Source organism: Oribacterium sp. (genome assembly GCF_057249185.1).
In genome coordinates this window covers 1-11,993 of the sequence record NZ_DBHIGR010000056.1, presented here as the reverse complement: position 1 = coordinate 11,993, position 11,993 = coordinate 1, and the positions used below count along the sequence as shown (strand labels likewise).

The window sequence follows — 11,993 nt, the reverse complement described above, 5'->3', positions numbered from 1 at the left end:
GGACACCAGACCAGAAGATGGAACCCTAAGATGGCTCCATACATCTACACCGAGAGAAACGGTATTCACATCATTGACTTACAGAAGACTGTAAAGCTTGTAGATGATTCTTACAACGCATTGTCTCAGATCGTTGCTAACGGTGGAACCATCCTTTTCGTAGGAACAAAGAAGCAGGCTCAGGATGCTGTTAAGGCTGAAGCACTTCGTTGTGGAGAGTTCTATGTAAATGAGCGTTGGCTTGGCGGAATGCTTACCAACTTCAAGACCATCCGTTCCCGTATCCAGAGATTAAAGGACATTGAGAAGATGGCTGAAGACGGAACCTTTGATGTATTGCCAAAGAAGGAAGTTACTCTTTTGAAGAAGGAGTGGGCTAAGCTTGAGGCTAACCTTGGCGGAATCAAGGATATGAAGTCTATTCCCGATGCAATCTTCGTAATCGATCCCAAGAAGGAGAAGATTTGCGTACAGGAGGCTCATTCTCTTGGAATTACTCTTTTCGGAATTGCAGATACTAACGCAGATCCTGAAGAGCTGGATTACATCATCCCGGGTAACGACGATGCTATCCGTGCCATCAAGTTAATCGTTGCTAAGATGGCTGATGCCGTTATCGAGGCTAAGCAGGGTGATATGACCGAGGAAGAAGCCGCTTTAGCAAGCAGTGAAGAAGATTTTACACAAGAGGCATAAGATAAATCAGGTCCCTTTTGCTCTATGAGTAGAAGGGACTATTTCCCTAATGTTATCGTTTAAAAGGAGGAAAGAAAATGGCAGAGATTACCGCAGCACTGGTGAAGGAATTAAGAGAGATTACCGGAGCAGGAATGATGGCTTGTAAGAAGGCTCTTACAGAGACAGCCGGAGATATGGATAAGGCTGTAGAGTACTTGAGAGAGCAGGGACTTGCAGGAGCAGAGAAGAAGGCAGGAAGAATTGCGGCAGAGGGTGTTTCCTTCACAAAGATTTCCGATGACGGAAAGACCGGCGTTGTAGTAGAGGTTAACGCTGAGACCGACTTCGTTGCTAAGAACGAAAAGTTCCAGAACTTCGTTAAGGAAGTAGCAGCTCAGGCATTAAAGACATCTGCAACGGATATCGACAGCTTCTTACAGGAGAAGTGGGATTTGGATCCTTCCAAGACTGTTTCCGAGCAGCTTTCCGCTACCATTTCCGTAATTGGGGAAAACATGAATATCCGTCGTTTTACCAAGATTACCGAGGAAAACGGTTTCGTTCAGGATTATATTCACTCCGGCGGAAGAATCGGTGTTCTTTTACAGGTTAAGTCCACAGTGGTAAATGATGCAATCAAGGATATGGCAAAGAACCTTGCTATGCAGATTGCCGCTTTAAATCCAAAGTACATCACTCGTGCAGAAGTTGATCAGGAATACTTAAAGAACGAGAAGGAGATCCTTTTGGCTGCTGCTAAGAACGAGAAGCCAAATGCTCCTGAGAAGGTTCTTCTTGGTATGGTTGAGGGAAGATTAAACAAGGAATTACAGGAAGTTTGTCTTGTAGACCAGGTTTATGTTCGTGCTGAGGATGGAAAGCAGAAGGTTGGTCAGTACCTTGAGAGCGTTGCAAAAGCACAGAACGCTGAAATTTCCCTTGTACGTTTCGTTCGTTACGAGACAGGAGAGGGACTTGAGAAGAAGAATGAAGATTTTGCTGCAGAAGTAGCTGCACAGATTAAATAATAAAGGAATCCCTCTTGCTGTTTGGTGAGAGGGATTTTTTTACGATTTTTTAAGAGTAGGCTTGGGAAGCGTGAGATTTCTCATTCTTAAAGAGTATTGCCGATGTAGCATACGATATCTTGTTAAAATCATCAGAAAGGCTTAAAGAAAATGAACTGCATAGATATTTTGGAAAAATTGGTGGCTAGAGAAAGTACAAATCCGGGAGCTTTGGAGGAAGGGGTAGCCGAGGATATTTTGGCACTTTTAAAGGATGCGGTATCGGAGTTATCCGGTATTGTAGAAAAGCTTGAGGTAGAAGCTCACCGTCCCATTCTTCGAGTACTCCTTCCGGGAGAAACTAAGGAATGCTTCAGTTTTATCTGCCACATGGATACGGTACCTATCGGTCTGCATTGGGAGAAAAATCCCTTTGGAGAGTGGGAGGGGAACCGACTGTATGGTAGAGGCTCCTGCGATATGAAGGGCGGAACCGCTGCGGCAATCTCTGCATTTTTACAAATCTTGGCTTTGGCAAAGAAGGAGAAGCAAAAGCCCAAGATCTCTTTGCAAATGGTCTTCACCTGTGATGAAGAGGGGGACATGAAGGGCGTGGAGAAAGCCATTCAAGCAGGATGGCTGGATAAAGATACTTTACTTATGGATACGGAGCCCACAGACGGTACTATTCAAACCGCCCATAAGGGTAGATTCTGGTACGAATGGCAGTTTCATGGAAAGGCGGCTCATGCCAGTGAGCCTGAAACCGGAATTGATGCCATTCTCTCTATGGCCATGGCCATTCCGGAGGCGAAAAAGGGAGTGGATGCTTTGGAAAAGGATAGCTTTTTGGGGGATTCCAAAATCTGCTTCGGACAGTGCAGCGGAGGAATTCATCCCTATCAAGTTCCTGCAGAAGCCAAGGTTTCCGTTGATATGCGTCTGGTTCCCCCCTATACTGCGGAAACAGGAAAAGAAATACTGGAAAAAGCCGTGGAAAAGGTACAGAAAACTTATCCCGGTCTTCAATCCACCATTTTAATTACAGGAAATCGGCCTGCCATACCCCATTATGAAGAAAGTCTGCTTTTGGCAAAATGTAAAAAAGCCATTGAAGCAGCCGGATATCCCAAAGCCAAAGTCTGCCCCTTCCCGGGCTACACCGATACCGCCGTGGTCGCCGGAAAATGCGATAACCATACCACCCTTTCCTATGGTCCCGGATCATTAGACATGGCTCACCAACGAGATGAATACGTAGAAAAAGACGACGTGCTCCGCTGTGAGAAGGTTTATTTTGAGCTTTTAAAAGATTTTTATGAAAATGGCATTTGATTTTTATATGCTATATAGTTCTTGATATAAGAGGCTAGCCTTTATGCAAAGCCCTTTTTTCACAATTCTTATGACTTATTATTAGGAACATCAAGATTTTTACACTTTGGGTACAGAGAGTTGATTTTGACAACTTTTTAGTACTCACGACATTTATAGCACTCAACAAGTGTGATTGATGCATGGAACAGCTTTTCATGATACTATCTATGGTCCGGGGCAATCTGAGCCCGCGGGTACTTGCGGAAAGCAAGGGAACCACAGCTTTTCGCTTAGTACCCCTGCGTGGCGAAGTTAGCGAGAGCGTGCCCCGGACCATAGATAGTATCAAGAAAAGCGTAAACCTTCCCTGACCACAGGCAGTATCACTGAAAAGCGTATTCATAATAGAGCATTGTCTTCCTATAGAATATTCAAATAAATCCCTGTTATCTATTTAAAATCAGAATTAAAATTCCTCTTTTTAATATGCTATACTAATGCCTGTTTGCGGTTATAGAGGACTGCAAACGGGAGTGTAAAAATTACTAGTTGAAAAGGAGCATTATGAAGAGAAAGCTTGCATTAACCACATTGTCCTTACTGGCATTAGGCGTTCTTGCCTCTTGCGGACAGAAGACCAAGGAAAGTTCTGTAGCGGCAACCACTGCCAAGGCAGAGGAGTCCTCCGCTGAAACGGAAAAGGCTACAGAGAAAGCCAACGAGACCAAGGCTGAAGGAAAGTTGGCTATCGTTGCCACTTCCGAAGATTACAAGAAGTTATTTGATGAGTTTACAAAGGACACCGGCATTGAGACAGAACTCCTTTCCATGTCCTCCGGAGAGGTTCTCAGTAAGTTAAAGGCTGAGGGAGGCACACCTACCGCTGATCTTTGGTTTGGCGGCGGAATTGATGCTTTCATGAGCGCTAAGGATAGTGACTTACTGGAGAAGATTGATTTAGACGCTGCAAATGACTTTGCATCCGGCTATGTTGATCCTGATCACTATTGGTACACCAAGGGCGTTACCGTTGTAGGCTTTATTGTTAATGATGAGATGCTGAAGACTAAGAATGCGGAAGCACCTAAGAGCTGGGAGGATTTACTTAACTCCGCATACAAGGATGAGATTTTGATGTCCAATCCTGCAGTATCCGGAACCAACTACGGTGTTGTAAATGCTCTTTTACAGAAGAAGGGTGAAGAAGAGGGATGGAAGTACTTTACCGCATTAAATGATAATGTAAAGTATTACTCCAAGCGTGGAGGAGACCCAAGAGAGAAGACCGCTCAGGGAGAGGTTGCTATCGGAATCACCCCGATGGATAAGAAGACCGAGAAACTTGCTACAGAGCAGGGATGTTCTTTGGTTTATCCTGAAGATGGAATTCCTTATGTACCGGAGGGCGTTGCCGTATTTAAGGGCGCTGCCAATGCAGAGGCTGCAAAGGAGTTCTTAAACTGGTTATACAACAGTGAGGATCACTTAAAGGAATTGGCTGAAATTGACGGAAAGAACACCATTAAGGTTGTTTTACCAAAGCTGTCCAATGTTGACTTATCTTTCGACACCGGTCTGTTAATGAAGGAAGATTTATCCTTATTCGGTTCTCAGAGAGACAGTATCCTCAGTAAGTGGGAGACTTTAGCAGGTTCTAAGAACGAGGCTTAAGATGAAGTCGTTCTTTTCCCTAAAATCAATAGAGGAAAATGCAGAAAAGAGAGTGGAGTATTCCACTCTTTTTTCCGCTGTATTGTTTTCCCTCTTTATTATGCTTTTGATTCTTCCCATTCTTCTTTTTATCGTCTATCCGATTTTTTTGCTTTTTTGGAAAGCCTTTCAGGTGGAAAATCCGGGGCAATATTTCCAGGAGATAGCTCTGCGATATAAAACTGCATTTTTCCATAGTATGGAAAGCTCCTTTTACTCGGCGTTGATTTCTACCGGCTTGGCTTTTTTTCTTTCCTATGGCATTCGTTCTACCGGAAAATGGCAGAAAAGAATTGCTTTACTCCTTTTATCCATGAGTATGGTTTCTCCGCCCTTTATTTCTTCCCTGTCCTTTATTACCTTGTATGGCAGAAGAGGACTGATTACCTATCGTTTACTGGGATTATCCTTTGATCCCTATCATAAGTGGGGGGTAATTCTTATGCAAAGCATTCACTTTGCCTGTATGAATACCCTGTTTTTTACCAATGCCTTAGAGGATTTTGACGGAAAGCTCTATGACAGCGGACGGGACTTGGGGGCAAATGCTTTCTTCGTGCTAAAGGATATTTTACTTCCTTTGTTGTCTCCGGCTATTTTGGCCTCCTTTTTTTTAAGCTTTTTAAGAGGGCTATCCGATTTTGGAACCCCGATTATTATTGGAGGAAGATACAGTACGCTGGCAACGGAGATCTATCTGCAAATTATCGGTTTTTCCGACTTTTCTAAAGCTGCAGCCATGAATATTCTGCTTTTGTTTCCTGCCTTTTTCACTTTCCTTCTTTATCGGATGTCCATGAAAAAAGCGGATGATCGAAATAAGGAACAGAAAGGAAAAACCGGATTAAGACTGGACAGCAAGCATTGGATGAATCTTCCGATTCAATTCCTTTTGTTTTTCTTTTTGCTGTTCCAGGCACTGCAATATGCCTCCATTTTCCTCTATGGATTTCTGCGGTTTAACAAAAAGCAAATCTTTTTTACTTGGGAAAATATGGGCAGTCTTTTTCAGTATAATCTTTCCACCATGGGATTAAGCTTGCTGTTGGCTTTTACCGCCTCCGTATTAGGCAGTTTTTTCGCCTTTCTTTTGACTTACCTTATGGAAAGAAAGATGAAAAGAGGCAAAAAACTTTTGGACTTTGCGCTTTCTTTACCTTATTTGCTTCCCGGAACTTGCTTCGGTCTTGCCTATATCCTGGCTTTTAATAAGGCGCCCTTAAAGCTTACCGGAACCGTATGGATTATGCTGTTCTCTCTGCTTTTTCGGCAAATGCCCTTAGGCAGTAGGCTGGCCGGTACTGCCTTAAGTCAGAGTCCTAAGAATTTGGAGCTTGCAGCAAGAGATTTGGGGGCAAAGCCTTCCATGGTATTTTTTCAAATTATTTTGCCCGGGATATTGCCCAGCTTTTTCTCTTCTGTGTATTTACAGTTTAGTCAGGGCTTAACCACTGCGGGAGCCATCATTTTTCTAATCAGTGCAAAGTACAAGGTTTTGGTTTATACCTTGTTCGATGCCATTAACCGGGGGGACTATGCTGTGGCTTCCTTGATATCGGGAATCATGATACTACTATCTTTAGCCTTTTCGCTTTTACTGGGAAGGGTTCAAAGTCTTGTATGCAGAAGGGGAGTAGGGAAGTAAGATGCAAAGAGAGTTATACAAGAGCAACGGAATACAGGGAGACTTTCAGGAGTACCCTCAGGGAAAGCTAAATCCTCCGAGTCCAAGCAATACTTTAGCTACTTTGGAGGGAATATCCTTTCACTATGATCCGAAGGAGGATTTGGTTTTAGAAGATTTTTCTTTATCGATAGAAGCGGGAGAGATTTTTTGTCTCTTGGGTGAATCCGGCTGCGGAAAAACGACTTGTTTACAGCTTCTGGGAGGCTTCCTCTTTCCGGAAAAGGGAAAGATTTTGATAGAGGGAAAGGATTATAGCTCCTTTCCCCCGGAAAAACGACCTGTATCCACGGTTTTTCAGTCCTATGCTCTTTTTCCTCATATGACGGTTTTGGAAAATGTTTGTTATGGCCTAAAATGGAAGGGCTTTCATAAGAAAGAACAACGGGATAGGGCGGAAAAATACCTGGATATGATGAAATTATGGTCCTTTCGAGATAGAATGGTGACGGAGCTTAGCGGCGGACAGCAGCAAAGGGTGGCTTTGGCCAGATCCTTGGCGGTGGAACCAAAGCTTTTGTTAATGGATGAGCCCTTAAGCAATTTGGATGCAGGGCTTCGAAAGGATATTCGGGAAGAACTGGCGGATGTACAGCGTAAAATCGGACTTTCCATGCTGTTTGTGACCCATGACCAGGAAGAGGCCATGGAACTGGGGCACAGAATCGGCATTATGGAAAAAGGCAAGATTCTACAAATCGGTAGCGGCGAAGAGCTGTATTTGCATCCGAAAAATGATTATATTCGACGCTTTTTCGGAGAGTATTTCGTACTTTTTCTGGAAGGGAAAAAACATTTTCTTCGTCCGGAGGATTTTGGAATTTCCTCGGAAAAGGCCCGAGTAGAGCCTTTATCCGGAAGACAGGAGGGAAGAAGAGAGCTTCGAAAAGAAGGGAGAGTACTTTCCGAGGTGTTTTTAGCTACATACCGCTTGTATAGGGTAATTCTTGCCGGAGAAGAAGTTCATATTAAGCTGCAGGCCAATGCTCCTTTCCGGGAGGGAGAGGAAGTTTGGGTATTTTTCTATGAGAAGGAGGAAGAACAATGATTTACTTGGATAATGCGGCAACCAGCCAAAAGAAGCCGAAGGAGGTTTTGGAGGCTGTTCTTCATGCCATGGAAAGTATGGGGAATGCGGGGCGTTCTACCCATGAGGCGGCCCACAGCTCTACAAAGACGGTTTTTGACACAAGAGTTTTACTGACGGAGTTCTTTCATGGAAAGAATCCTAGTCATTGTATCTTTACGAAAAATTCAACGGAAAGCTTGAATATGGCAATTCTGGGCAGTTTAAAGCCGGGAGATCATGTGATTACCACGGTGATGGAGCATAATTCCGTTCTTCGTCCTCTTTATGCCATGGAAAGGCAGGGGGTAGAGCTGTCCTTTTGCGCTTTGGATGAGAATGGGATTCTGGATTATGCTTCTTTAGAAAAGTTATGGAAGAAAAATACCAAAGCCATCGTTCACACCCATGCCTCCAACCTGACAGGAGATCTGGTGGATTTGGAAAAAATCTCCACCTTTGTGAAAGAAAAGTCTCTGCTTTGGATTGTGGATGCTTCTCAAACTGCCGGAGTTTATAATATTGATATGGAAAAGCTGGGTATAGACATCCTCTGCTTTACAGGCCATAAATCCTTATTGGGGCCTCAGGGCACCGGAGGAATGCTGATTAAGGAAGGAATTTCTTTACGCTCTTTATCTTATGGGGGAACCGGGGTGGAAACCTATAATGAAGATATGCCTTTGGAGTATCCGAATCATTTGGAGGCAGGAACCTTAAATGCCCATGGCATTGCAGGACTTCATGAGGGGGTGGCCTATATTCAAAGAGAAGGTATTGCAACTATCCGAGAGAAAGAGCTTAGCCTAATGGAGCAGTTTAAAAAGGGAATTGAGTCCCTTCCCGGGGTAAAGCTCTGCGGAAATTTCCAGGAAAAGAAACGCTGCCCTATTATCAGCATGAATCTCTATGCCTACGATTCCGCCATGGTCAGTGATGAACTCTTTACCCGCTTCAATATTGCCACCAGAGCAGGAGGGCATTGTGCGCCCCTTATGCATAAGGCTTTAAATAATGTGGAGCAGGGTTGTGTTCGCTTCAGCTTTTCTCATTTTAATACAGAGGAGGAAGTGGCAAAGGCGGTGGAGGCCATTCGGATTCTTTCTGAGGAAGGCTAGTGCATTTATATTAATTTGCAATATAAATCTTGCTTATATAATAATTTCTTATTAGACTTTTTCTCCTGAATTTTTTATAGTTTAGGAGAATCATTATTGAAAGGAGAAGCAAAATGGATAAAAACTTAGATTGTAAAGGCTTGGCTTGTCCTCTTCCCGTGGTGGAAGCAAAGAAGGCTATGGAAGAAATGCAGGAAGGAATTCTTACCGTATTGGTAGATAATGAGACCGCTGTACAGAATTTACAGAGGCTGGGACAGAAATTTCAGTACGCGGTAGCTTCCCAAAAGCTTTCAGAGAAAGAATTTGAAGTTCGTATTGAAGTGAAGAAGCAGGATGGTGTATCCAAGGAGAAAGAAGCTACTTGTACCGTGGTATTTTCTTCCAATAAGATGGGAGAGGGTGCAGAGGAGCTTGGACATACTTTGATTAAGTCCTTTGTTTTCGCTTTAAGCAATGTGGATCCTTTGCCCACTGCAATGGTTTTCTACAACAGCGGAGCTTATTTAACTTCAGAGGATTCTCCGATACTTTCCGACTTAAAAACTCTGGAGAAAGCCGGTGTGAAGATTATGACCTGCGGGCTTTGTGCAGACTACTATAAAATCAAGGAGAAGTTGGCTGTGGGAATCATTTCCAATATGTATGAGATTGTGGAAACAGAGATGCAGTCCGATAAAATAATCAAACCATAATGAGAGAGAAAACTTTACAATGCATTTTAAGCTTTCATAATACGGTGGATGCCCTGCAGATGGAGAAGCTGGGAAAGGAGAAGGACTTGCCGGGAAGACTGATTCCCCTCCCTTCCGTGATTTCTGCAGGCTGCGGACTTGCCTGGAGTACGGCTTTGGAGAACAAGGAAAGCACTTTGGCGGCTTGTAAGGAAGCCGGTCTTGAACCCAGTGCCGTGCATGAAATTCTTTTTTAAAAGCTTCCGAATTTAGCTTTGTCACTTTTGAGTTTTCTATAGGAATTATCCATAGGAATTTTCTATAGAAATTTATTGTGATTCCCTATGAATCCCTTCGAGATTTGACAGAGCATTTTTTTCTATGGTATAGTGTGCAGTGTTCCTTTGGAGGTGGATAGGTACCTGGTGAGCCTCCTGGTCTTCAAAACCAGTGTTGGATGTGTAGAACATCCTAGGTGAGTTCGATTCTCACACACCTTCGCCAAATATTCCGGCTTTTGCCGTTTAGACTGCCCTTTTTCGGGCAGTCTTTTTTGTAGGAGGAAGATGAAAATACTTAGTATCATTACACAAAAACCCAGCAGTACAGGCTCCGGTATTTACCTGACAGAAATTCTTAAATCCTACCGGCATTTGGGAGAAGAACAGGCTGTGATTTGCGGGGTCACAAAGGAGGACAAGCTTCCGGATATTCCCTCCGTGGATTTTTTTCCGGTGTATTATGAATCGGAGGAATTGCCCTATCCGGTTTTGGGAATGAGTGATGAAATGCCTTATAACAGCACCAGATATAAGGATTTAACAAAGGAAATGTTGGAACAGTTTGAAAGGGCTTTTTCTAAAAAGCTGGAAGAAGTGATGTCCGTTTTTTCTCCGGATTTGATTCTTTGCCATCATCTTTATTTGCTTACCGCATTGGTGAGGGAAAAATGTCCCCAAATTCCTATCTTTGCTTTTTGTCATAATACAGATCTTCGACAAATGGAAAAGCATGATTTGGAAAAGGAGAGAATTGTCCGAAACATTCAAAAGCTGGATAAGATTTTCACTCCTAAGGAAGCCCAGAGGCAAGAGGTTCTCCGCCTCTACGGAGTGGAGCCTGAAAAAGTGATAAATATAGGAATCGGATACAATGCAGAAGTATTGGGGCTGCCTACAGGAGATGTGCTCAGTCCCCACGGTATTCCCAGAAGAAGAGAGATTCGAACCGCTTCAGGAGAGAAATATGTTAAAGGAGAGTATTGGGACTTGCTTTTTGCCGGAAAGCTGGGAGAGAAAAAGGGAGTATTTTCCCTTTTAAGAAGCTTGGAAGCACTTTCTCAAAAGGGAAGGAAGAATTTTCGCCTCTTTATGATTGGGGATAACGGAAATCAGGAAGAAAAGGAGGCGGTCTATGCCCTGGCTAAGACCTGCAATTATCCCATTCACTTTTTAGGTCGTTTGGATTATTCCGACTTGATACCCTGGTATGAATTTTCCGATTGTTTCCTTCTGCCTTCTTTCTTTGATGCAGTGCCCATGACGGTGATCGAGTCTTTAGCCTGTGGAAACAAGGTTGTTCTTACTGCTTTGGAAGGCCTGGAAGATTTCTTTACGGAAAATCTTCCCACCGCGCCTATCTTTTTCGTAGAGCTGCCCCCCCGAAAAAATGCAGATGAAATACCGGAGGAAGTTCTTCCGGTATTTGAGGAACGGTTGGAAAAGCAGATTGCTCAATGTATGGATAGCGAGTATTCTAAAATGATTTCCATGGGGAATCTATCCTGGGATGGAATTGCCGAGAAAGTCCTGTCTTATCTTGACTTTTTATAGATAAACCGTACAATAGAAAACTGATATAGAAATAACAGGGAAGGGGTTTTCTGTACCTTTCCCTGCTTTGTTAAGTAAGGGAGACGATATGAGTAAACTTAGGTTAACCCAGATGACCAAACTTTCCGGCTGAGCCGCGAAAATAGGTCCGGAGACCCTTGCTCAGGTTGTGAGCAAGCTTCCAAAATTTGATTTTGATCCTCATGTATTGGTAGGGTTGGATACTTCTGATGACGCAGCGGTTTACCAGCTTACAGAGGATTTGGCAATGATTCAAACAGTGGATTTTTTCACCCCTGTAGTGGATGACCCGTATCTGTTTGGACAGATTGCAGCGGCGAATGCCCTTTCCGATGTTTATGCGATGGGAGGCATTCCCAAGGTAGCCTTGAATATAGTCGGTTTTCCGAATTGCCTTTCTCCTGATGTTTTATCCGAAATCATGAAGGGAGGAGCGGATAAGGTAAAAGAAGCCGGAGCCATCTTGATTGGAGGACATTCCATTCAAAACGATGAGCCCTTCTACGGCCTTACCGTATCCGGTCTTGTACATCCTAAGAAAATTCAGAAGAACTACGGAGCCAAACCCGGTGACTGTATTCTTTTAACGAAACAGATTGGTACAGGAATTATTAATACCGCCGCCAAGGTGGAATTTGCCAGTGAGAGAGCAAAAGAGGAGTCCTATCGTGTCATGGCTTCCCTAAACCGAAAGGGAAAGGAAGTAATGGATCAATTTACGGTCCATGCCTGCACGGATATTACCGGCTTCGGTTTGATGGGACATGCTCTGGAGATGGCAGAGGCCAGCAAGGTGACTTTTCACTTGCATTCATCCTCTATACCTTATATACCGGAAAGCTTGGAGTATGCGGAATTGGGTATGATTCCGGCAGGGGCTTACGCT

General features: G+C 43.6%; 11 protein-coding genes and 1 tRNA gene. All 12 read left to right on the top strand.

What is annotated here, in order from left to right:
- The coding region (rpsB, locus tag ACO4PX_RS04795) for a 30S ribosomal protein S2 (protein ID WP_485571738.1) at positions 1 to 696 on the top strand (696 nt) is incomplete at its 5' end.
- Positions 697 to 773: 77 nt separating this feature from the next.
- Entirely contained in the window at positions 774 to 1,706 is a 933-nt protein-coding gene (gene tsf, locus ACO4PX_RS04790) for a translation elongation factor Ts (protein ID WP_007156024.1), read from the top strand.
- A gap of 150 nt (positions 1,707 to 1,856) precedes the next feature.
- The gene (locus ACO4PX_RS04785) at positions 1,857 to 3,020 is read left to right on the top strand and encodes a M20 family metallopeptidase (protein WP_485571737.1); all 1,164 of its coding nucleotides are present in this window, start codon (positions 1,857 to 1,859) and stop codon (positions 3,018 to 3,020) included.
- 546 nt (positions 3,021 to 3,566) lie between these two features.
- A complete protein-coding gene (locus ACO4PX_RS04780) occupies positions 3,567 to 4,673 on the top strand; it encodes an ABC transporter substrate-binding protein (RefSeq protein ID WP_485571735.1) in 1,107 nt (368 codons plus the stop codon).
- A gap of 1 nt (position 4,674) precedes the next feature.
- Positions 4,675 to 6,357, top strand: a complete 1,683-nt coding sequence (locus ACO4PX_RS04775; RefSeq protein WP_485571733.1) for an ABC transporter permease — start codon at positions 4,675 to 4,677, stop codon at positions 6,355 to 6,357.
- A gap of 1 nt (position 6,358) precedes the next feature.
- Positions 6,359 to 7,444, top strand: coding sequence for an ABC transporter ATP-binding protein (locus ACO4PX_RS04770; RefSeq protein WP_485571731.1), 1,086 nt, complete (start codon positions 6,359 to 6,361; stop codon positions 7,442 to 7,444).
- Entirely contained in the window at positions 7,441 to 8,580 is a 1,140-nt protein-coding gene (locus tag ACO4PX_RS04765; RefSeq protein ID WP_485571729.1) for an aminotransferase class V-fold PLP-dependent enzyme, read from the top strand. The genes ACO4PX_RS04770 and ACO4PX_RS04765 overlap by 4 nt, the downstream gene beginning before the upstream one ends.
- 113 nt (positions 8,581 to 8,693) lie before the next feature.
- Positions 8,694 to 9,275 (top strand): sulfurtransferase-like selenium metabolism protein YedF, encoded by a 582-nt coding sequence (yedF, locus tag ACO4PX_RS04760; RefSeq protein WP_315271706.1) that lies wholly within the window; start codon positions 8,694 to 8,696, stop codon positions 9,273 to 9,275.
- Positions 9,275 to 9,511 (top strand): putative Se/S carrier protein, encoded by a 237-nt coding sequence (locus tag ACO4PX_RS04755; protein ID WP_315377228.1) that lies wholly within the window; start codon positions 9,275 to 9,277, stop codon positions 9,509 to 9,511. Before yedF ends, ACO4PX_RS04755 begins: the two co-directional genes overlap by 1 nt.
- 149 nt (positions 9,512 to 9,660) lie before the next feature.
- Positions 9,661 to 9,758, top strand: a tRNA-Sec gene (locus tag ACO4PX_RS04750).
- A 62-nt stretch (positions 9,759 to 9,820) separates the two neighbouring features.
- A complete protein-coding gene (locus ACO4PX_RS04745; RefSeq protein ID WP_485571727.1) occupies positions 9,821 to 11,086 on the top strand; it encodes a glycosyltransferase family 4 protein in 1,266 nt (421 codons plus the stop codon).
- Between the two features lie 88 nt (positions 11,087 to 11,174).
- On the top strand, positions 11,175 to 11,993 hold an 819-nt coding region (gene selD / locus ACO4PX_RS04740; RefSeq protein ID WP_485571725.1), incomplete at its 3' end, for a selenide, water dikinase SelD.

Coding starts and splice junctions, on each gene's coding strand:
- ACO4PX_RS04755 (WP_315377228.1), top strand. CDS start 9,275: ATGAGAGAGAAAACTTTACAATGCATTTTAAGCTTTCATAATACGGTG.
- ACO4PX_RS04770 (WP_485571731.1), top strand. CDS start 6,359: ATGCAAAGAGAGTTATACAAGAGCAACGGAATACAGGGAGACTTTCAG.
- ACO4PX_RS04765 (WP_485571729.1), top strand. CDS start 7,441: ATGATTTACTTGGATAATGCGGCAACCAGCCAAAAGAAGCCGAAGGAG.
- ACO4PX_RS04775 (WP_485571733.1), top strand. CDS start 4,675: ATGAAGTCGTTCTTTTCCCTAAAATCAATAGAGGAAAATGCAGAAAAG.
- ACO4PX_RS04780 (WP_485571735.1), top strand. CDS start 3,567: ATGAAGAGAAAGCTTGCATTAACCACATTGTCCTTACTGGCATTAGGC.
- ACO4PX_RS04745 (WP_485571727.1), top strand. CDS start 9,821: ATGAAAATACTTAGTATCATTACACAAAAACCCAGCAGTACAGGCTCC.
- yedF (WP_315271706.1), top strand. CDS start 8,694: ATGGATAAAAACTTAGATTGTAAAGGCTTGGCTTGTCCTCTTCCCGTG.
- ACO4PX_RS04785 (WP_485571737.1), top strand. CDS start 1,857: ATGAACTGCATAGATATTTTGGAAAAATTGGTGGCTAGAGAAAGTACA.
- tsf (WP_007156024.1), top strand. CDS start 774: ATGGCAGAGATTACCGCAGCACTGGTGAAGGAATTAAGAGAGATTACC.